The 20238-nt window shown below is 35.8% G+C and carries 20 protein-coding genes and 1 tRNA gene; 10 read left to right on the top strand and 11 right to left on the bottom strand.

Going from position 1 to position 20238, the window contains the following annotated elements; translation table 11 throughout:
* Positions 1 to 22 precede the first annotated feature (22 nt).
* From H033_RS19470 to rseP, 4 genes are all read right to left on the bottom strand, one after another.
* Positions 23 to 265 carry a helix-turn-helix domain-containing protein gene (locus H033_RS19470; RefSeq protein WP_034886087.1) on the bottom strand — a complete coding sequence of 81 codons (243 nt, stop codon included), beginning with the start codon at positions 263 to 265 and terminating at the stop codon, positions 23 to 25.
* 111 nt (positions 266 to 376) lie between these two features.
* A complete protein-coding gene (locus H033_RS0103565; protein WP_026837062.1) occupies positions 377 to 1168 on the bottom strand; it encodes a hypothetical protein in 792 nt (263 codons plus the stop codon).
* A 92-nt stretch (positions 1169 to 1260) separates the two neighbouring features.
* Positions 1261 to 1334 (bottom strand) — tRNA-Asn (locus H033_RS0103560).
* 198 nt (positions 1335 to 1532) lie between these two features.
* Positions 1533 to 2849, bottom strand: a complete 1317-nt coding sequence (rseP, locus tag H033_RS0103555; protein WP_026837061.1) for an RIP metalloprotease RseP — start codon at positions 2847 to 2849, stop codon at positions 1533 to 1535.
* Positions 2850 to 3004: 155 nt separating this feature from the next.
* Between rseP and H033_RS0103550 the strand changes: the two genes are divergently transcribed.
* The 4 genes from H033_RS0103550 (at position 3005) to H033_RS21770 (ending at position 6275) form a co-directional block, all read left to right on the top strand.
* Complete coding sequence (locus H033_RS0103550) at positions 3005 to 3673, top strand: SCO family protein (protein WP_026837060.1); 669 nt, start codon at positions 3005 to 3007, stop codon at positions 3671 to 3673.
* 82 nt (positions 3674 to 3755) lie between these two features.
* Positions 3756 to 3983: a ferrous iron transport protein A gene (locus H033_RS0103545; protein WP_026837059.1), complete on the top strand. Its 228-nt coding sequence runs from the start codon at positions 3756 to 3758 to the stop codon at positions 3981 to 3983.
* A gap of 4 nt (positions 3984 to 3987) precedes the next feature.
* Positions 3988 to 6087, top strand: a complete 2100-nt coding sequence (gene feoB, locus H033_RS0103540; RefSeq protein ID WP_026837058.1) for a ferrous iron transport protein B — start codon at positions 3988 to 3990, stop codon at positions 6085 to 6087.
* Between the two features lie 38 nt (positions 6088 to 6125).
* Positions 6126 to 6275 carry a hypothetical protein gene (locus H033_RS21770; protein ID WP_196809414.1) on the top strand — a complete coding sequence of 50 codons (150 nt, stop codon included), beginning with the start codon at positions 6126 to 6128 and terminating at the stop codon, positions 6273 to 6275.
* An 8-nt stretch (positions 6276 to 6283) separates the two neighbouring features.
* On the opposite strand, the gene H033_RS19465 is transcribed toward H033_RS21770, so the two are convergent.
* From H033_RS19465 to H033_RS0103525, 3 genes are read right to left on the bottom strand one after another with little or no spacing between them, the layout of a single operon-like run.
* Positions 6284 to 6700 carry a hypothetical protein gene (locus tag H033_RS19465; RefSeq protein ID WP_155827706.1) on the bottom strand — a complete coding sequence of 139 codons (417 nt, stop codon included), beginning with the start codon at positions 6698 to 6700 and terminating at the stop codon, positions 6284 to 6286.
* A 48-nt stretch (positions 6701 to 6748) separates the two neighbouring features.
* Complete coding sequence (locus H033_RS0103530) at positions 6749 to 7570, bottom strand: ZIP family metal transporter (protein WP_026837057.1); 822 nt, start codon at positions 7568 to 7570, stop codon at positions 6749 to 6751.
* Between the two features lie 6 nt (positions 7571 to 7576).
* The gene (locus tag H033_RS0103525; RefSeq protein WP_026837056.1) at positions 7577 to 8233 is read right to left on the bottom strand and encodes a metal-dependent transcriptional regulator; all 657 of its coding nucleotides are present in this window, start codon (positions 8231 to 8233) and stop codon (positions 7577 to 7579) included.
* Positions 8234 to 8334: 101 nt separating this feature from the next.
* On the opposite strand from H033_RS0103525, the gene H033_RS0103520 reads away from it, so the two are divergent.
* Entirely contained in the window at positions 8335 to 10689 is a 2355-nt protein-coding gene (locus H033_RS0103520) for a TonB-dependent receptor (RefSeq protein WP_026837055.1), read from the top strand.
* Between the two features lie 13 nt (positions 10690 to 10702).
* On the top strand, positions 10703 to 11176 hold the full coding sequence (locus H033_RS0103515) for a thioredoxin family protein (protein ID WP_026837054.1): 474 nt from the start codon (positions 10703 to 10705) through the stop codon (positions 11174 to 11176).
* Between the two features lie 17 nt (positions 11177 to 11193).
* Here H033_RS0103515 and H033_RS0103510 read toward each other — a convergent pair whose 3' ends face one another.
* Positions 11194 to 11925 carry a TerB family tellurite resistance protein gene (locus H033_RS0103510; RefSeq protein ID WP_026837053.1) on the bottom strand — a complete coding sequence of 244 codons (732 nt, stop codon included), beginning with the start codon at positions 11923 to 11925 and terminating at the stop codon, positions 11194 to 11196.
* Between the two features lie 181 nt (positions 11926 to 12106).
* Here H033_RS0103510 and H033_RS0103505 point away from each other — a divergent pair, with 181 nt between their 5' ends.
* The 4 genes from H033_RS0103505 to H033_RS0103490 all read left to right on the top strand — a co-directional run bounded on the left by H033_RS0103505 (position 12107) and on the right by H033_RS0103490 (position 14627).
* Entirely contained in the window at positions 12107 to 12517 is a 411-nt protein-coding gene (locus H033_RS0103505) for a BrxA/BrxB family bacilliredoxin (RefSeq protein WP_026837052.1), read from the top strand.
* 254 nt (positions 12518 to 12771) lie between these two features.
* Entirely contained in the window at positions 12772 to 13149 is a 378-nt protein-coding gene (locus tag H033_RS0103500) for a hypothetical protein (protein WP_026837051.1), read from the top strand.
* A gap of 57 nt (positions 13150 to 13206) precedes the next feature.
* Positions 13207 to 13938, top strand: a complete 732-nt coding sequence (locus tag H033_RS0103495) for a lysophospholipid acyltransferase family protein (RefSeq protein WP_026837050.1) — start codon at positions 13207 to 13209, stop codon at positions 13936 to 13938.
* Between the two features lie 35 nt (positions 13939 to 13973).
* Positions 13974 to 14627, top strand: coding sequence for an HD domain-containing protein (locus tag H033_RS0103490; protein WP_026837049.1), 654 nt, complete (start codon positions 13974 to 13976; stop codon positions 14625 to 14627).
* A 495-nt stretch (positions 14628 to 15122) separates the two neighbouring features.
* On the opposite strand, the gene H033_RS0103485 is transcribed toward H033_RS0103490, so the two are convergent.
* The 3 genes from H033_RS0103485 to pgi all read right to left on the bottom strand — a co-directional run bounded on the left by H033_RS0103485 (position 15123) and on the right by pgi (position 20238).
* Positions 15123 to 15560 carry a hypothetical protein gene (locus H033_RS0103485; RefSeq protein WP_026837048.1) on the bottom strand — a complete coding sequence of 146 codons (438 nt, stop codon included), beginning with the start codon at positions 15558 to 15560 and terminating at the stop codon, positions 15123 to 15125.
* Positions 15561 to 15684: 124 nt separating this feature from the next.
* Positions 15685 to 18417 (bottom strand): TonB-dependent receptor, encoded by a 2733-nt coding sequence (locus H033_RS0103480; protein ID WP_026837047.1) that lies wholly within the window; start codon positions 18415 to 18417, stop codon positions 15685 to 15687.
* 186 nt (positions 18418 to 18603) lie between these two features.
* Positions 18604 to 20238 (bottom strand): glucose-6-phosphate isomerase, encoded by a 1635-nt coding sequence (gene pgi / locus H033_RS0103475; RefSeq protein WP_026837046.1) that lies wholly within the window; start codon positions 20236 to 20238, stop codon positions 18604 to 18606.

Genomic DNA, 20238 nt, shown 5'->3' with positions numbered 1-20238 from the left:
ATGATTTAATAATATTTTATATTTAAAAACTTCGCAATTCTCCAATCTTATTCTTCAAGAGAAATGCGTCTAAATCCTGCTTTTTGAAGTAAATAAGTTTTCCTGTAGGCTTGTAATGGGTAAGTTTACCTGTTGAAGTTAATTGATATAGGCTATTAAGGCTTATACCTAAATAGTATGATGCCTCCTTTGAATTCAAGATCTCTTTTGAATTCAATTGTTGATTTAACAAGATCTTCTTAATTTCAACTAATAACTCTTTCATAATTGCATGATTTAGTACACGTAAGTGTAATTATTCTCTACAAAGATGTTTGGTTAAAATTGAACCGTTCGAAACAGAATTTTATCCGTTTTGGAGAAAATTTGTTTTAAGTTACTTTATTGTGAAGCTGTATTTGCGGTTCAGAATATTTCTTATATACTGGTAACCATCTATTTCAGATAGATTTTCTTTGAATTTTGGACTTATTGTATAATCTGTATTACTTATACGTGGAATTTGAGCACAGTTCAAGAAAACTGCAATAATCTCAAATAATTCATTATTTGTAGGTGCTATTGAATTAAATAGGTTTTTTAGTGCTGTACAGGTAAGATATCTGCAAAAACCAGTGAATTTATCGTAATTGATTTGATTCGTCTCACTCAATAATTCGTTTTTCCTGTTTTCAAATTCTTCACGACTCTCAATATTCAATTCGTAATGTTGGATTAATGCATCACATATATCTTTAATAGTGAAAAAATTTTGAATTCTTAATCTCTTTTCATTTTTGAAAACAACTTCTTTCACAAAGTCCTTTTCCTCGAAGTGATATTTCTCTAGTAGTTCTAAAAGTGCCCTTCTATCCTTTTTTTCATGTTGAAAGTCAGAAAATAGATTAACATTAGTATCAGCATCTTTTAGTCTTCGATAAAGATTTTGTGAACCAGCTATTATATTAACTAAGGAATTTTTTAATTCAAGATTACCATATAAACTAAAAAAATCGTCAATTAAGTCATTTATAATTTTAGGTAGAGCAATTTGAGAGTATTTTGGATGGAGCTGCAAATCTACAAACTCATTTTCGAGCTTAATGGTTTCAAAATTTGAGTAGTCTTCCTTAAAAGGAATAAAGTTGCCATCAACTAATTTATGAAGATAAAAGGGCTCTTGAGTCATAATATCCTAAATATAGGAAATGTTCCACTCAAATGACACCATTGGAAAAGTATAAAAAACAAAAAAGCCCGACATCTCTGTCAGGCTTTGTGCTCCTCCTCTTGGGCTCGAACCAAGGACCCTCTGATTAACAGTCAGATGCTCTAACCAACTGAGCTAAGGAGGAAACTGTACTTTATAATTCTTTAAGAACGTTTTTCTTTTTAAAGATCCTGACTCTTAATCTGGACCTGCCATAGAGACTTAAATATTTCTCTTTAGCGGTTGCAAATATAAATCAATTTTTAAATGCCTACAAAACAAAAAACCACTTTTTTTTCTAATTTTTGATAAAAATTTTTGCTGCTGAATTAGTTAAATTCTATTAGTCAAATAACCAGCGATATAAATCGTTTCCATTAGCAAACAATACCAATGCGATCAATAAAAAGAATCCAAACATTTGAGCATATTCCATGAATTTCTCGTTAGGAGTTTTCCCTGAAATGATTTCGTAAAGCAAAAACACCACATGTCCACCATCTAATGCCGGAATTGGCAAGATATTCATGAAAGCTAGTATGATAGAAATTAAAGCCGTTGCCAACCAGAAGCCTTTCCAGTCCCAAGCATCCGGGAATAGGCCTCCAATTGCCCCAAAACCACCAACCTGGGTTGCCCCTTTAGCAGTAAATACATATTTAAATTGTGCAACATAGTCATGAAGTGTCCAATACCCATAGTTAAAGCCTGCTTCAATACTTTCACCAAGACCATAATCTTTAGTTTGCACGTTAAAATCTCTTTTACTATATACACCTAGCAATCCATCGGCATCTGGAGCCACCATAACACTCATGATATCTCCATCTCTTTTAAAGACCACTTCTACCTCTTTTTCCTTATTTTCAGAAGTTATTGGTTCTATCTCATGCCAATATCCGATTTCTTGCTTGTTAACGGAGATCAAACTATCTCCTTTTCTTAAACCTGCTTTATAAGCTGAAAGATCTGCAATTACAGAATCTAAAACCGCATTCTGAATAGGTACAAAGGGTTGCATAACTCCTTCTTGGAACATTTGAGAACCTATACCTTCCGGAACAGAAATTGTTTCTTCTTCACCATTTTGATGGATCACTGTAATTTCTTTTATGTCCCTCATAAAAAGAAAACGGTTAATATCCACACTATTTTCAAATTCTTCGCCATTCACTGTTAAGATCCTATCTCCATCTTCAAAACCAAATGTTTTAAACTTTTCTGCAACTGCAAATCCACGTGGCATATCTTCTGGACCTACATAAGAACTTCCCCAAACAAATAATACCATCATATAAATAAGGAAACCAAGAACCAAGTTCACGGTAACTCCACCCAACATAATAATTAAACGTTGCCAAGCCGGTTTACTTCTAAATTCCCAAGGTTTTGGAGGAAGCGCCATTTGCTCCTTGTCCATACTCTCATCTATCATTCCGGATATTTTTACATATCCACCAAGTGGTAACCAACCTAATCCATATTCGGTTCCACCTATTTTTTTCTTGAAAAGCGCAAACTTTACATCGAAAAACAAGTAGAATTTCTCTACTCGGGTTTTAAATAACTTGGCTGGTATAAAGTGTCCAAACTCGTGTAAAACGATTAATAAGGATAAACTAAGAAGTAACTGTATTGCTTTTATTAAAAATGGATCCATTCTCTCTGCTTCAAATTTTAAATCGCACAAAAGTAACCTTTTAATAGCTCCTAAAAAAGTATAAAGATCTCCCGAAATGCTCCCTTCAAAAATTTTAGTACTTCCCTTGCACGTATTTAGTTAGAAGGCTTTAATTTTGCATTAAATCATTTATAATGCTTCAGTTTTTCTCTAAATACAAGCCCCTTGCCATAGTGATGGCAATTCTTTCAATTATAATTATTTCTAGCATTTATACTTTGCTGAAACCGGAGAAAAAATTACCTGTCTTTCAACCCGATATGGTGAATTCAGAATTAGTAGATACTACGGTTCAGTTTGTGAGGAAATATCACAAGATTGCCGACTTCAATCTACAGAATCAGAATGGAGAAACAATCACCCAAGACACTTATAAGGACAAAATTTACGTAGCAGATTTCTTCTTTACAACCTGCCTTACAATTTGCCCAATCATGACTGGGCATATGCTGGATATCCAGGAACGTTTAAAAGACGATCCAGAGGTGCTATTGCTTTCTCACACCGTTATTCCGGTGGCAGACAGTGTGCCTCAGCTTAAAAAGTATGCCTTGGAAAAAGGAGTGAATGATGCTAAATGGAATTTAGTTACGGGGGATAAAAAGCAAATCTATGAATTGGCGAGGATGTCTTATCTAGCCACTAAAAGTGATGGTGATGGCGGCCCTTATGATATGATACATACCGAAAACTTTATCTTGGTAGACAAAGAGAAAAGAATACGTGGTTTTTATGATGGCACCAATGCAGAAGCTATAGATGATCTCTTGGATGATATTGAAATTTTAAAAGCTGAATACTAGCGATTATACTTTTTCTTCCTAAACTTTTCTAAGACTTTTTTTTAAGTTATTTTTGCCTTGTTTAAAATCAATCTAAATAATAATGAAGCTAACTGTTGCTCATTTACAGCGTGGTCAACGAGGGATCATCAAAGAATTTATCGTAGATAAAATTCCTTTGAAACTCTTAGAAATGGGCTGCTTACCAGGAAATTTAGTAGAGTTGGTGCAAACCGCCCCTTTTAGAGATCCTATGTATTTGAACATTAACGGGAGCCATTTGGCAATTCGCAAAGAGACTGCGTTGCTTATAGAAATAGAATTAATATAATACTATGGGGAAACAGATTAATGTTTCGTTAATTGGAAACCCAAATACTGGTAAAACTTCTGTTTTCAATCAACTTACTGGCTTAAACCAGCAAGTTGGGAATTACCCGGGAATTACGGTAGAGAAAAAATCGGGAGTCTGTAAACTTCCCCGAGGCCTAAAAGCACATATTTTAGATCTCCCCGGAACCTACAGTTTAAATGCATCTTCCTTAGATGAGAATGTGGTTATAGAACTTTTACTGAATAAAAACGATAGGGACTTCCCAGACGTTGCAGTCGTAATAAGCGATGTAGAAAACCTGAAAAGAAATCTACTTCTATTTACCCAAATAAAAGACCTTGAAATACCTACCATTCTCGTTATCAATATGGCAGATAGAATGGTGCGTAAAGGAATATCATTGGATATTGGCCTTTTAGAAGAAAAATTAAACACAAAGATCGCACTGGTAAGTGCCAGAAAAAACACCGGAATAGAGGAACTAAAGGAAATGATCCTTAATTACCGCCAAATTTCTACTGAACCTTGCTTGCATGCCTCCATTATGGACCCTGAGTATTTTGGAAGATTAAGAAAGGCATTTCCAAATCAGTCTTTATACAAACTCTGGTTAGTTATCACACAAGATGTAAATTTTGGGAATGTAAACAGGCATTCTTTAGATAATGGTAATAGCTTTCACACTAAAAGCAATAGTGACCTTAAAAGGCTTCAGCAAAAAGAAACCATTTTAAGGTATCAGTTTATAAATGGATTATTGAAAGAAGGTTTAAAAGTAGATCTAAAATCTGCAACGGACCTTAGAATCAGATTAGATAGGATCTTAACCCACCGAGTTTGGGGATATGTGATCTTTTTTATGGTCTTGTTACTCATTTTTCAGGCTATCTATAATTGGTCCAGCTACCCTATGGATTTTATAGATTCCACATTTGCATCATTAAGCGAATGGACAAAAAACATGATGCCCGCGGGACCTTTTACCAATCTTATTTCTGAAGGAATTATTCCGGGACTAGGCGGAATTGTAATTTTTATTCCGCAGATCGCGTTTTTATTCTTCTTTATATCCTTACTAGAAGAAAGCGGCTATATGAGCCGAGTGGTTTTCTTGATGGATAGAATTATGCGAAGGTTTGGACTTAGCGGCAAAAGTGTAGTGCCTTTAGTATCTGGTACCGCATGTGCAATACCAGCTGTTATGGCTGCAAGGAACATCGAAAATTGGAAAGAGCGACTTATCACCATTCTGGTGGTTCCTTTTACAACATGCTCCGCTCGGCTACCTGTTTATTTAATTATAATTGCTTTGGTAATCCCAGACGAAAGCTTCCTAGGTTTTAATTTACAAGGCTTAACATTAATGCTCTTGTACCTACTTGGTTTTGGAACGGCCCTTGTTTCCGCTTGGATTCTTAACAAGATTTTGAAGATAAAGAGTAAGAGTTATTTTGTGATAGAAATGCCTAACTATAAGCTGCCAATGGTCAAAAATGTAGCGATCAATGTGGTAGAGAAAACAAAGTCCTTTGTACTTGGTGCGGGGAAAATAATACTTGCTATCTCCATTATATTATGGGTTTTAGCAAGTTATGGACCTGGAGATTCTTTTAATAATGCTGAAGAAATTGTAACTTCTACCTATAATGCTGAAGCTGATCTCGATTCTGATTTAGAAGAAGAAATAGCCTCTTATAAATTGGAGCATTCTTATATAGGAATTCTCGGAAGAGGGATTGAGCCTGCTGTAACACCTTTAGGTTACGACTGGAAAATAGGGATTGCTATTGTGAGTTCTTTTGCAGCTCGTGAGGTTTTTGTTGGAACCTTAGCAACTATTTATAGCGTGGGGAGCGATGAGGAAGAAACCATTAAGAATAGGATGGCTGCAGAAGTGAATCCCATTTTAGGTGGCCCATTATTCACTTTTGCCAGCGGAATAAGTTTATTATTATTCTATGCCTTTGCCATGCAGTGCATGAGCACCTTAGCAATTGTGAAAAAAGAAACAAACAGCTGGAAATGGCCCATTTTACAACTGGTAATTATGAGCGCATTTGCCTACGTAGTGGCATTAATTGCTTTTCAGCTTTTAAAATAGTGTAAGAATTTAAATGTAAACCGACTTAAATAAGTATCATGGACGTATTACAAAACATACTAGTATTTATCACCTTTTTGATCTCTGTTGGATATGTGATCACAAAATTTGTGTGGAAGCCAGCCTTTTTAAAAAGTAAAAAGGAATCTGAGAAAGACTGTGGCGTTTCAGGTTGTGGTTGCAGCTAATTCCTGATTTATTTTTCTACCTTTTTATTTAATTGAATTTTTAGACAGTATTCTGAATCTTTAATTTTATGACTAGAAACTGGATAAGGAATTAGATCTAGCGCTTTTAAAGAATAGATATCTTCCAGACCTAAAAAGCTAAAATCCAATGGATTTTGTCCATTTAATGTGACTATTTTCTCTTCAATTAGTTTTCCGTTTTCTAGAATAGCGAGCATTACTTTCGCTTCTCCGGCCCAAACACAGGTAACATCCTTAGGACATCTAGAATCCGAGATTACTTTTTTGAACTGAATAGATTTGTTTTCAAAAGAGAACAGCTCACCAGCATTTATTTCAGCATAAAATTGTACAATAGAATCGTTTTCTTGAGCATATGAAGAACCCATTATCAAAGAAAACACAAGTACCAAACAATATTTCATAACCAATTTTATTTTAAAGACTGTAATTAAAACTGGTTGTTGCAAATTTTAGCCCAAACCAACATCTAAAGTCATCATAACTATAAAACCTCCTATAAATCCCATAGTTGCAATGTCGGTAAATCTTTCCTGCTGAGATTCAGGAATCACTTCCTCCACCACTACAAAAATCATAGCCCCGGCTGCAAATGATAAAGCATAAGGTAAAATTGGTTCAAAAGTTAATACTGCCCAAGCCCCAAGCACTGCGGCTATAGGCTCTACCGCCGCTGAAAGTTGTCCGAAATTAAAACTTTTCCATTTGCTAAGGCCCTGCCGGCGTAAGGGCATTGCTACTGCAAAACCTTCTGGGAAATTCTGTAGTCCAATCCCTATAGCGAGTGCCACAGCACCTCCAATACTAGCACCTTCAATACCGGCTGCAGCAGCTCCAAACAGCACTCCCACGGCTAATCCTTCAGGAATATTATGCAATGTAATGGCTAGGGTTAATAAAGTAGATTTATGCCAAGGGGTTTTAATACCTTCCTTTTCATCCATTTTAAAATTTACATGCAAATGGGGAAGAACTTTATCGAGACCAAAAAGAAAAAAAGCTCCCAGGGTAAAACCCACAACAGCAGGAATAACTTTAACAAAACCTTCTCCGGGACTCATTTCAATTCCCGGAGCCAGCAAACTCCAAAAACTGGCCGCAACCATAACTCCACCAGTAAAACCAAGCATTCCATCAAAAAAAGCTCTATTCATCTTATTAAAGAAAAATACTAAAGAAGCGCCAAGTGCAGTAACCCCCCAAGTAAAAAGTGTTGCATAAAGTGCCGCTAAAATTGGATCTAAACTTTCCATGTAAGCAATAATAGTTTCCATCATAATCTAAGAGGTTTTAATATATAAATTACTCGAGATCACATTAGAGATCTTAAGTTCATTCCCATTTAATTTGATAAGCATGGATTGATCGAAAGATTCTTTTTCCAAAATGTTGATTTCTTTTCCCAACGCAATTCCATTTTTATCCAGATATTGAAGAAATTCTGGAGAGGAATCTTTTACTCCAATGCAAATTCCTGACTCTCCTTTCTTTAATTCGGCTAACAATACCTTATTGGAGGTTACAAAATTTCCTTTTGAATCCGGAATAGGATCCCCGTGAGGATCCCGTTTCGGAAAATCTAGAAATCTATCGAGTTCTTTTATTAATTTATCAGATTTAATATGCTCCAGTTGTTCTGCTACTTCATGTACTTCATCCCAGGCAAATCCCAGTTTATCAACCAAGAACACTTCCCACAGACGGTGTTTTCTAATTACGTCTACAGCAGTTTGCCTACCAAACTCACTAAGCATAACACCTTGATATTTTTTATAAGCCACCAATTTTTTCTCAGATAGTCGCTTGATCATATCTGTTACCGAGGAAGCTTTCGTGCTCATTTCTTCTGCCAAGGCATTGGTACTAACCCCTGTAGGATAAGTACGTTCAAGATGAAAAATCGCTTTTAAATAATTTTCTTCAGAGAGACTGAACATAAACCTGATTTTGAGCTTGCTAAACTACATTTTTTATTTCGATAAAACAATTTTTAGACTAATCTAAAAATAAATTATACCTTTGTTAAAAATTAAAGTTGATGAAACATTTATTACTACCCTTTTTTCTAAGTTGTTCTTTTGCATTTGCGCAAAATAACCAGACCAGTGTTTCTGGTACGATTACTTCTAATGACAATCCAGTTCCCTTTGCCACTATTTATATAAATGGAGGAACCGCTGGAACTGATGCAGATGTTGATGGAAATTATTCATTAAACGTGCCCGAAGGAGAAGTTACGCTCGTTGTGCAATTTCAGGACTTTCGTACTCAAAGAAAAAAAATTAGTATTATAGCAGGCGAAAATCTAACCATGAATTTTTCTTTAACCGTAGACACCTTTGGGCTGGATGAGGTAGTGGTAAGTGCAACCCGTAACCGGATAAGCAAAAAAGAAGCTCCTGTTATTGTAAAAGTGCTTAGCCCAAAACTTTTTAATGCCACACAATCCCTATCCTTAGCCGATGGTTTGAATTACCAACCGGGGGTGCGGGTGGAGACCAACTGCCAGAACTGCGGGTTTACCCAAGTGCGACTCAATGGTCTAGGAGGGCAATATACCCAGGTGCTCGTTAATAGTCGTCCTGTTTTTAGTGCCCTAAATGGCGTTTATGGCCTGGAGCAAATACCTGTTAGTATTATAGACCGTGTTGAGGTTGTGCGCAGTGGTGGCTCTGCACTGTTCGGTTCGAATGCGATTGCCGGCACCGTAAATGTAATTACCAAAGAACCCATTAACGACAGTTGGGAGGTAAAAACAGATTTGGGACTTATTGATGGAAAATCGGCAGATCGAAATGTGAATCTCAATGGATCTATTGTAAGTGAAGATTTATCGAGTGGTGTTACGGTATATGGAATTTTTCGAGATCGAGACGCATATGATGCCAATGGAGATGGCTTTAGTGAAATCACGAAGCTTACCAACAATTCCCTTGGTGCCAAAACTTTTTTACGACCTAATGACAATAGCCGTATAGGATTCGATTTTACAGGAATAAGAGAATACAGGCGTGGAGGTGATCGCATAGAATTAGCTCCACAATTTACCGATATTACTGAAGAATTAGACCATACAACAGTATTCTCAGGACTGGATTACGAACTTTGGGATGATACAAGAAAAAATTCAGGTTCGGTTTATATCTCCGTACAACATACAGATAGAGACAGTTATTATGGCGGTCTTGGGGGCGGACGTACCAGAGCTGATTCTACAGCTGCAAACAACGCTTTTGGAAAGACAACAGATTTGGCTCTTGTTGCTGGAACTAAATACACTCATAATTTCAACAATGAAGATGTTATCACCGCTGGGATAGAATATCAGCTTAACGATACAGATGATGCTATCCCGGGATATAACCGCTTAGTGGATCAAAAAGTGAATAGTCTGGGACTTTATGCCCAATACGAGTGGAAACCTGTAGAGGCTTTTACTGCGTTGCTAGGCGCACGCATAGATCACGTAAACGTAGATGGTTTCTACACCATTCAAAATGTGGAACGTTCTTCAGATGTTTCAGAAACAGTATTGAGTCCACGACTAACGATTTTATACAATATTACAAACGAGTTACAGTTTAGAGGTGGCTATGCCAGAGGCTTCCGGGCTCCACAAGCCTTTAACGAGGACTTGCATATTTCATCGGTAGGAGGTGAACAACGCTTTGTAATTCTTTCCGATGATCTAGAAAGTGAATTTTCCAATGCCTATACCGCTTCACTCAACTTTACCAAAGATTACAATAAAACACAGACCAATTTATTAGTGGAAGGCTTTTATACTACTCTAAAAAACCCGTTTACCATTGTTAGTACTGGAAATTCACTTCCTAACGGTTCTATTTTACAAGAATCCCGTAATGGTTCTGGTGCTTATGTTGCAGGTGCCAATTTAGAACTTAGCGTATCGCCAAACCCAGATTTAATGTTTCAGGCAGGTGCCACCATTCAGCGCTCTATATACCAAGAAGACCAACTTCTTTTTGAAGCAGACGGAAGCGTTCCTGGGGAACAGGATGTGGTGTTGGACGAGTTTGTTCGTTCTCCTAATGTCTATGGGTTCATTACGGCTAACTGGGCTATAAATGAAGCTTTAAATTTAGACGTTACTGGTAGTTATACTGGCTCCATGATCGCGCCGAGAGTTGTAAGCGAATCTGGCTTTTTAGATCTTGTGGATACTGAAGACTTTTTAGATATGACCACAAAAATCACTTACCATTTCGATCCCATAGAAAATTTTCACGTGGAGTTAAGTGGTGGTATTCAAAACATTTTTGATAGTTATCAAGACGATTTTGATAAAGGTGCGCTTCGTGATTCAGATTATATCTATGGTCCCAACAGGCCAAGAACCTTCTTTATAGGCTTAAAATTTGGCGACTTCTAAAAAAGCGAATATTATGAAAAAACAATTCTATTTTCTATACATTTTTATGTTAGGGTTTTCCATTACAACCGCGCAAAACAAGGATAAAATAAATTGGAAAACCTGGACTGAACTTGAGCAGGCATTACAAATAGAGCCTAAGCCTGTATTCATATTTTTTCACGCGAAATGGTGCGCATATTGCAAAAAAATTGAACGGGAAATATTCACTAAGGAAGAAGTGATAAAGAAGATAAATTCAGATTATTATGCCGTAGAGATGGATGTGGAAATCACTGATACTATAAGCTTTGATAAAATTAAATTTGTAAATAAACTGTCGCTTACCCAACGAAATGGAATTCACGAACTCCCTCTTTTATTGGCCTCTCGTAAGAATGCACCTTTTTCCTTACCGGCAACAATTATCCTAGATGAACGATTTACCGTACAAACCCGGGTTTTTGAATATTATACCTCAAAACAATTGCTTGATATCTTAAGATAAAATCTAGTAGTGAAAATCTAAATTCCTCTTTCTTTTTGGATCTGCTCGTAGGCTTCTTGGACTTTCGTGAATTTGTCTTGAGCTCCATTTCTATAAGCTTCGTCCATATGCTGAAGTTTGTCTGGATGATACTTCTTTGCCATGGTTCTAAATGCCTTTTTGACTTCTGCATCTGTAGCCGACTTTTCGATCTCTAAAATCTTATAGGCATTATCGGCACTTTTAAAGAACATTGCTTTAATACTCTCAAAATCTCTATTGTTCAGCGCTAAAAAGCCTGCAATAGATTGTAATTCTGAAACTTCAGCGCTTGAAATTGATCCATCTGCTTGTGCAATACTAAAAAGAAAATGCAAGATCTGTAACCGCACTTCGTATTTGGTGCGCTGCTGCAGGTAGAGTCCAATTCTTTGAGCAGAGATCTCCCTGTCCTTTATAATTTCATTAAAGGTGCGAAAAGTAGCATTTGCACGCTCTTTTCCATAAGCACGCACAAAATAAGTTCGCACATAATCCATTTCAGACTGAGATACTTGCCCGTCTGCCTTTATTACCAAGGAGGCTAAAGAAAGGAGGTTCAATTCAAAATCGCCAGGAGACACCGTTTTGCTTTCGGTTTTAAAAACCGATGTAAATCCTCCTGAAGAACGATTCCAATTATCTATTACAGTTCCTAATATAAACCCCAGTACTGCTCCCGGGTATCTGAAAAACATATAGCCTACAAAGGCTAATATCCATTTAAACATAAATTTCAACTTGATAAGTGGCAAATATACTATTTTGAATAGGTATTAAAGAGACCATATCCCATAAACTTGTCTTTGATATCTATAAATAGAGCCTATTAGTATATAGGAAATTGAGATATGAAGAGCTAAAGTTAATTTGTATCTTTACCCTTTATAAATTATAATAAAAACTCTATATATGTATCCAGCAGATTTAGTTAAACCGATGAGAGAAGACCTTACGAATATAGGTTTTCAAGAATTACATACCGTTGCAGATGTTGATGCTGCTATGGAAAAAAAAGGGACTACTTTGGTAGTAGTAAATTCAGTTTGTGGATGTGCCGCTGCTAATGCACGCCCAGGAGCTCGTGTCTCTTTACAAAATGGCAAAACTCCAGATAATCTGGTAACCGTATTTGCAGGTGTAGATTCTGAGGCTACAGATAAGGCTCGTGGCTACATGATCCCTTTCCCTCCTTCTTCCCCTTGTATGGCATTATTTAAAGATGGAGAATTAGTTCATATGTTAGAACGTCACCATATTGAAGGACGTCCTGCAGAGATGATCGCAGAAAACTTAACTAGTGCTTTCAACGAGTTTTGTTAATCCCTCATTGGGGATTTGATTGTCGTTCCGATAGCTATCGGGATGCCTGAATTCTTTGAAAGTATTTTCCTCACGAATCATCGGAACAGACCTTATAGGTTTGCCCTGAGATTCTTGATATCTAAATATACTAAGCCGATCTAATTAAGATCGGCTTTTTTTTATGCTCTTATTTATTTAGATATTTTAGCACAGCTATCTGGAAGTTGGTTTTTTAGTATCTTTCCTTTTTAACCAGAAAAATTCAAACAGAAATGAAAATCCTAATTCTTCTTTTACTATTGATAGGAACAACAGGAAGTTGCCAAAATTCAGAAGAGATTCAAGAAGTAAGCACACTGGATTTGGATTTGCAATTTAAAGAGATCACCAATTTAGTAGCCTCAAAAAATTGTACTGAAAATTCACAATGCAGCTATATGGCCTACGGAAGTAAAGCTTGTGGCGGTCCACAAGGCTATCTGGTGTTTTCTTCTGAAGTTAATCTGGACAAACTAAAGGAATTAGTTGAAAATTATACTGCTGCTGAAGCTGCCTACAATAAACAAAACGGAATAATGAGTGACTGCAGTATAGTTTCTCCACCACAAACAATTGGCTGTGTAGATGGCGACTGCATTAAAATGGATTAAAGAAAGCATTTCTCATTATTCCATAAAAATGTATTTTTGCTGCAATCACAATTTAAGATGAAGAAAATACTAGCTTATCCCCTTTCAATTATATCTTACTTTTTTTTCTTTTTAACCTTAGTGGTATTTCATGGAATCCAATGGTTCTGTTTTACCTTTATTGGAAAAGAGGCACATAAAACTTCTGTAGATGTTTTTAATTTTACCCTTATGCGATGCCTTAATATTTTGGGAACTACTTTTACAGTAGATAATCCGCATAACATCCCAACAGATGTGCCTTGTATCTTTGTTTCTAATCATCAAGGACTTTACGATATTCCGCCAATCATCTGGTATCTTAGGAAACATTATCCAAAGTTTATCAGTAAAAAAGAACTGGGAAAAGGAATTCCCGGAATTTCCTACAATCTTCGAAATGGAGGGTCTGCATTAATAGATAGAAAGAACCCCAAACAAGCTATAGTAATTATTTCAAAATTTGCGAATTATCTAAATAAAACTCATCATTCTGCTGTTATTTTTCCAGAAGGCACACGAAGCAGAGATGGAAGACCCAAGAAATTTGCAGGAACTGGTTTACAGATCTTGTTAAAAAAAATGCCACATGCTTTAGTTGTGCCGATCACCATCAATAATTCCTGGAAATTGTTCGAATACGGAAGCTTCCCCTTAGGAATTGGCCATGGTATTAAAATGAAGATACATAAACCAATTTTGGCAAATTCAGACGATGTAACTAGCATTATTGCAAAGGTGGAACGAACCATTATTGCAGATATTCTGTAGAAAATTTTATTCCCATAAATTCAATTTCCATTAGTATGACTTCAGAAAAAATTATAGAGAACACGATTCTTTTTGTTCAGGAAACTTTGAAAGATGCTGAAGGAGGACATGATTGGTTTCATATTCTTAGAGTTTTAAATAATTCAAAATTAATTGCTGCAACAGAAGAGGTAGACCTTTTAACTGTGGAGTTGGGTGCCTTGCTTCATGATATTGCCGATTCTAAATTCCATAATGGAGATGAAACTGTTGGGCCAAAAGTAGCTAGAGCCTTTTTAAGCACTCAGAATGTTACAGAAGATGTAATTGTTCATGTTGTTAATATCATCGAAAACATCTCATTTAAAGGAGGAAACAACAAGCAATCTTTCTACTCTAAGGAACTTGCAGTTGTTCAGGATGCAGATAGACTAGATGCACTTGGCGCAATAGGAATAGCAAGAACCTTTAATTATGGTGGATTTAAAGGAAGAACTTTGTATGATCCGGAGATTCAACCAAATCTTAAAATGAGCAAAGAGGAATACAAAGCTTCTATGGCACCTACTATCAATCATTTTTACGAAAAGCTTTTGTTGCTGAAAGATCGAATGAATACCGAAACCGGGAAGGCTATTGCAGAACAGCGGCATCTATATATGAAACAATTCTTAGATCAGTTCTATGCTGAATGGAACGGAAAAGCTTAGCATAAAAAAAGCCTTACTTTCTAGTAAGGCTTTTTATTTATTTTTTATAAAAATATTCTTGAAGTGTCATTCTGAACGCAATGAAATGAAGAATCTATCTACAACTATGAGATTCCTCTCCTGATACCTATCGAATCGGAATATTTTAAAATTCACTAAAATTATCGTTTTCGAGAAGCTCAACCTGACAATTCTAATATTTGTCATTCTGAACGCAATGAAATGAAGTGAAGAATCTCTCGACAACTATGAGATTACTCTCCCGATACCTATCGAATCGGAATATTTTAAAATTCACTAAAATTATAGGTTTCGAGAAGCTCAACCTGACAATTCTAATATTTGTCATTCTGAACGCAATGAAATGAAGTGAAGAATCTCTCGACAACTATGAGATTACTCTCCCGATACCTATCGAGACGGAATGTTTTAAAAATCACTAAAATTATAGGTTTCGAGAAGCTCAACCTGAAATCTCACTATATTATAACTTCACTACAACCAAGAACTCCAAGGAATTCTTGAAAGCATTAAGATTAAAGCCAGCGTATAAAAAATAGCCAGGATCTTGAATTTTGGCTTAGAGGTAAGTTTTTTCTTGTGTTTTGAGTATCCCATTGTAATAAGAACAATGGCTAAGATCATAACTAATGGATGTTCTACATTATACAATCTAAGAACCGAATCCTTCATTACTCCGCCCATTCCAACTTCACCCCACATTTTGAAATAAGGAGTGGTAAAATACAGCACTAAACCAATAAGCAATTGTAAATGCGAAACAATAAGGGTGAATAATGCAATTCTAAAATTGGTTGCGCCATATTCTTTATTGGTAGCATAACCAATAATTGAGTTTACTGATGCTACAACAAGAACAATAAGCACTAAATATGCCCAATAAGAGTGTATAAATTGAATAGTTTCGTACATAGTTGTTATTTTGGGTAAATATAGTTTTTTTAATCCCTCATTGAGGGTTTAATTCCCCGAGGTTCTTGATTAAAAAAATCGCCTCGGTTTCCCGAGGCGATTTTAAATATATTGTTATAAGATATTAGAATTTATAACTAACTGCAGCATTCCAAGTTCTTCCCCATCCAAAGAAAACATTATTTCTAACATTTATCCCATCGTAAGTTGTATCATCAGGACCAGCTAGTCTATTAGTATTTGATTCAGAGATATAAATATTATCTGTAACATTATTTACATTTACTCTAAAACCTAATCTATTTTCTCGAAGATCTAAACCGTATGAAACTCCTAAATCTAATAAACCAAATGATGGCAATTCAAACACATCAAAATTTTCATTATTTAATGCATCTGGAGCATCATAATCTGCATATAAGTTATCTGCAAATCTATAGGTAGCATCTACTTTAAGATTGTCGATAATTGTATAATCTACACCTGCACTTGCAGTAAGCTGAGCCGCATTACCAACTTTCACTCCATCTAAGTTAAGAATACCTGCATCTACACCTTGAATTGGATTTTGAGCGTCATCAAAGAAATTAGCTTCTACATTGTCTTTATACTCCCAATCCCCTACAGAAAGCATTGCGTTCCATTTAAATTTATTTCCTACTCTTCCGTAGAAATCAAATTCTATACCTTGGTGTACTTGAGTAATTCCTCGCAAATTTGCAGTTCCTCTAATCTCATCATCCGTATCTCTGAAGAATGTAGCTCCAGCTGTTTCAAATCTATCTGCCCATGAAGTTCTATAAAGGTTCACATTAGCATTGAAATATTGAGAACGGAATCCATATCCTAACTCAACTCCAAATACTTGTTCGTTTTTCAGGTCTTCATTTAAATCATTACTGTTACCAGGGTAAACAGCATCAAACAATGGTTGCTTAGAGTAGTATCCAATATTTCCAAAAACATTATGGTTCTCATCTATGTTATAGTTAAGACCCCCTTTTATGTTTCCTCCAAGAATGTTTTCCCAATCTGTTTCCTGATTTGCTGGAGTTTCATTAAAATAATCAATTCTCTTAAATCCTTGATTAGAAACAGATCCTTGTACGAAAGCAGAAACCTTTCCTTTAATATATTCTAACTGACCAAATACCCCTGCCCATCTTACTAAGCCTTCATTGTTATAGTCGATTTTTTCTTCATCATCGATACTTTTGAATACATTTAAAGTATTCCCAATTGTAGGCTCATAAGTTTCAGTCAAAAAGCGATTAGGGTTGTTTCTGTCTGCATTAGAAACATATACATCGCCACCCATAAGATCTACTAACCTTCTGTAATGAAATCCTTTATAAGATCTTAAATCTGCTCCAAAATCTAAAGTTAAATTTTCGTTTAATTCAGTTTCAAAATTTGAAATAATCCCAAACCAGTTATGAGAATTTACAGAAGAACGCTGAGACATTCCATTTTCTGCACTACGATCCCTGTTACCAGTATTTACATATTGTCCTTGATAAACTCCTTCACCTGAATAAGTTTCTCTAGGATCTCCTAAGGAAGGAACGTCTTGACCAGAATTCCATGCGAATATATCGTCTATAGGAAGCAAACCTTCTTCTGTTGTTGGTAATCTAAAAGATTGATTCCCATTAATTCTACCTATAGAACCTATAGATCCACCACGACCAAATGAAGCATATGCAGAAGTAGAAAGCTTGGATTTATCTGAGATTTTATATTCCCAGTTTAATGAAGTTACTGGTTTGTGATAGAAGTTTCCAGCAAAAGTAAATTCTTCACCATTTCTATATCCAAAATCAGGGTTAAACTTTTCATTTGGCTCCCCGTCTTTACCATATTCAAGATAACTAGACAAAGGTGTAAAGAAACTTCTTTGGTTGTGTTGTTGAGGTGCACCTGTCAACATGAAGTTGAATTCATGGTTTTCGTTAGCTTTATAACCAACACCTATATAATAGTTATAGCCTTCAAATTCTGTCCCGTTTACATAACCATCTCCAGAAGTACGACTTAAAAGGAAAGATGCAGATAAACCATTATCTCCTAAACCTGTATTATAGGAAGCTAAAGTTTTTAAATATCCATCGTTCCCAGCAGATACTTTTACCATTCCACCTTCTACTTTATCAGCAGATCTGGTTACTATGTTAATTGTTCCACCCACAGAAGAAACTGCTAGTTTAGAAGAACCCAAACCACGTTGTACTTGTATTGCAGTAGTAACATCGCTAAGACCAGCCCAGTTACTCCAATATACAGCACCATTCTCCATATCGTTAACAGGAATACCGTTAATCATTACCGCCGAGTTTTGCGTATCGAATCCACGAATTGTAATACGTGAATCTCCAAATCCACCACCTTGCTTAGTAGCATAGATTGAAGGAGTAGTACTCAAAATTTCAGGAAATTCTTGATTTCCTAATTTTTCTTGAATTTCTTCAGCTCTAATAGTAGAAACAGCTACTGGAGTTTGACGGTCTTTTGCCAAATCTGCAATTCCTGTTACAATAACCTCAGAAAGCGCATTGGAATCAGTTCCCAAAGCAATATTGCCTAAATTTTTTGTTTCACCATTTGACAAGGTAAATTTCAATCTTTTTCTTTCGAAACCAATAAAACTAATCTCAACAGTTCCTGTAGAAGCTTCAACATTTATCGAAAACTTACCATCAAAATCTGTAGTGACACCGTTGTTGGTTCCAACGATCATTACGGTTGCTCCTGGTAACGGGGCGTTCATTTCAGAATCCATTACCGTACCGGTAAGGGTTCCTTGAGCAAAAATTGTAGCAGTTGTTAAAAACAATGCTAGGACTAATAATTTCCTCATGCTTTAATTGTTTGTGTGTTTAGTTTATAATTCGCGGCAAAAGAAGTCAATTTCTTAAAATCTAACTTTAACTTAATGTTAAGATTTCAGAATTTAACATTTAACCACAGCAAACATAACATTTTCACACAAACCATTCTCACTGAAGCGCTTAAATCTATTAAGAATTTATTAACAATAAGGAACCTATTGCTTTAAATAAAAATTTAACAGTTCTTTTGTAGAATCATCATGACTAGAGACCTTAGAGGTCTCAATTTCGGTAAGAATTTTAGAAGCTAATTGTTTCCCTAATTCCACTCCCCATTGATCGTAACTAAATATATTCCAGATTACTCCCTGAACAAATATTTTATGTTCATACATCGCAATCAATTTGCCTAAACTCTCAGGAGTTAACTTATCAATTAAAAGTGAAGTGGTGGGTTTATTCCCTTCAAAGACTTTGAATGGAATTAATTTCTCAATCTCCTCTGACTTCAGCCCCTGAGTGGTTAATTCTTTTTTTACTACGTCTTCAGATTTACCCTTTAAGAGGGCCTCTGTTTGAGCAAAATAATTGGCCATCAATTTATCATGATGATCTTTATCCTCAAATAAAGATTTCTTAAAGCCAATGAAATCTGCAGGGATCAATTTGGTGCCTTGATGTATTAACTGAAAAAAAGCATGTTGGGAATTAGTGCCCGGTTCTCCCCAAATAATATTACCTGTTTCGTAGGATACAGGATTTCCATTTCTATCTATACTCTTCCCGTTGCTTTCCATTATTGCCTGCTGAAGATAACTTGGCAATTTTTGAAGATATTGAGAATACGGAATAACCGCTTCGCTTTCAGCTTTAAAGAAATTATTATACCAAACACTCAATAAAGCCAATTGCACAGGAATATTCTTAATAAAAGGCTCACTTTTAAAATGCAGATCCATTTTATTTGCACCTTCCAGAAGCTCATTGAATTTCTGAAATCCTACTGCGAGACTTACAGATAAGCCTACAGCGCTCCATAACGAGAATCTCCCTCCAACCCATTCCCACATTGGAAATATATTATCTTTCAAAATTCCGAAATCTTCGACCTTTTGAACATTCGAGGAAACTGCAACAAAATGCTTTTGAACATCTTCCTGTGAAGCGGTCTCTAAAAACCACTTTCTAGAGGTGATCGCGTTGCTTAATGTTTCCTGAGTTGTAAAAGTTTTAGACGCAATTACAAATAAAGTAGTTTCTGGGTTTAAAGGCTTTAAAGTTTCATGAACATGGTCTCCATCTACATTGGAAATATAATGTACATTAAGATGATTTTTATAAAATTTTAGAGCTTCAGTAACCATTGCGGGTCCAAGATCTGAACCTCCAATTCCAATATTAACTACATCTGTAAATGCTAATCCAGAATATCCCTTTGTGCTCCCAGAAATAATAGCATCAGAAAATGCTTGCATCTTAGCTTTTACCTCAAAAATTTCAGGAATTATATTCTCACCATCAACAAGTACGCTATCTGAATTCTTCGCTCTCAAAGCAGTATGTAATACTGGTCTGTTTTCGGTTCTATTGATGCTTTCCCCTCCAAAATAAGACTTGATCGCTTCTTCCAAGCCACATTCTTCTGCAAGATCCAGCAAAAGTTGTTGTGTTTCTTTAGTTATTCTATTCTTACTGAAGTCGACTAAAAAATCCTCCCAATGAATACTAAAATCATTAAATCTTTCAGTCTCTTCAGAAAAAAGCTGGCTCATTTCCACCTCTTTTATCTTTTCAAAATGTTCCTGCAATTTTGTCCAAGCAAGTGTGGTGGTAGGCTCTATATTCAGCAT

It is taken from the genome of Gillisia sp. JM1 (genome assembly GCF_000424645.1).
Lineage (GTDB): Bacteria > Bacteroidota > Bacteroidia > Flavobacteriales > Flavobacteriaceae > Gillisia.
This window is presented reverse-complemented; position numbering and strand designations above follow the sequence as displayed.

Excerpts from the sequence above, each read along its gene's own strand:
- H033_RS0103520 (WP_026837055.1), top strand. The coding sequence starts at position 8,335 with ATGAAACATTTATTACTACCCTTTTTTCTAAGTTGTTCTTTTGCATTT.
- H033_RS0103490 (WP_026837049.1), top strand. The coding sequence starts at position 13,974 with ATGACTTCAGAAAAAATTATAGAGAACACGATTCTTTTTGTTCAGGAA.
- H033_RS0103505 (WP_026837052.1), top strand. The coding sequence starts at position 12,107 with ATGTATCCAGCAGATTTAGTTAAACCGATGAGAGAAGACCTTACGAAT.
- H033_RS0103515 (WP_026837054.1), top strand. The coding sequence starts at position 10,703 with ATGAAAAAACAATTCTATTTTCTATACATTTTTATGTTAGGGTTTTCC.
- H033_RS0103565 (WP_026837062.1), bottom strand. The coding sequence starts at position 1,168 with ATGACTCAAGAGCCCTTTTATCTTCATAAATTAGTTGATGGCAACTTT.
- H033_RS19470 (WP_034886087.1), bottom strand. The coding sequence starts at position 265 with ATGAAAGAGTTATTAGTTGAAATTAAGAAGATCTTGTTAAATCAACAA.
- H033_RS0103545 (WP_026837059.1), top strand. The coding sequence starts at position 3,756 with ATGAAGCTAACTGTTGCTCATTTACAGCGTGGTCAACGAGGGATCATC.
- rseP (WP_026837061.1), bottom strand. The coding sequence starts at position 2,849 with ATGGATCCATTTTTAATAAAAGCAATACAGTTACTTCTTAGTTTATCC.
- H033_RS0103500 (WP_026837051.1), top strand. The coding sequence starts at position 12,772 with ATGAAAATCCTAATTCTTCTTTTACTATTGATAGGAACAACAGGAAGT.
- feoB (WP_026837058.1), top strand. The coding sequence starts at position 3,988 with ATGGGGAAACAGATTAATGTTTCGTTAATTGGAAACCCAAATACTGGT.
- pgi (WP_026837046.1), bottom strand. The coding sequence starts at position 20,238 with ATGCTGAATATAGAGCCTACCACCACACTTGCTTGGACAAAATTGCAG.
- H033_RS0103480 (WP_026837047.1), bottom strand. The coding sequence starts at position 18,417 with ATGAGGAAATTATTAGTCCTAGCATTGTTTTTAACAACTGCTACAATT.
- H033_RS19465 (WP_155827706.1), bottom strand. The coding sequence starts at position 6,700 with ATGAAATATTGTTTGGTACTTGTGTTTTCTTTGATAATGGGTTCTTCA.
- H033_RS0103510 (WP_026837053.1), bottom strand. The coding sequence starts at position 11,925 with ATGTTTAAATGGATATTAGCCTTTGTAGGCTATATGTTTTTCAGATAC.
- H033_RS0103485 (WP_026837048.1), bottom strand. The coding sequence starts at position 15,560 with ATGTACGAAACTATTCAATTTATACACTCTTATTGGGCATATTTAGTG.
- H033_RS0103550 (WP_026837060.1), top strand. The coding sequence starts at position 3,005 with ATGCTTCAGTTTTTCTCTAAATACAAGCCCCTTGCCATAGTGATGGCA.
- H033_RS0103525 (WP_026837056.1), bottom strand. The coding sequence starts at position 8,233 with ATGTTCAGTCTCTCTGAAGAAAATTATTTAAAAGCGATTTTTCATCTT.
- H033_RS0103495 (WP_026837050.1), top strand. The coding sequence starts at position 13,207 with ATGAAGAAAATACTAGCTTATCCCCTTTCAATTATATCTTACTTTTTT.
- H033_RS0103530 (WP_026837057.1), bottom strand. The coding sequence starts at position 7,570 with ATGGAAACTATTATTGCTTACATGGAAAGTTTAGATCCAATTTTAGCG.
- H033_RS21770 (WP_196809414.1), top strand. The coding sequence starts at position 6,126 with ATGGACGTATTACAAAACATACTAGTATTTATCACCTTTTTGATCTCT.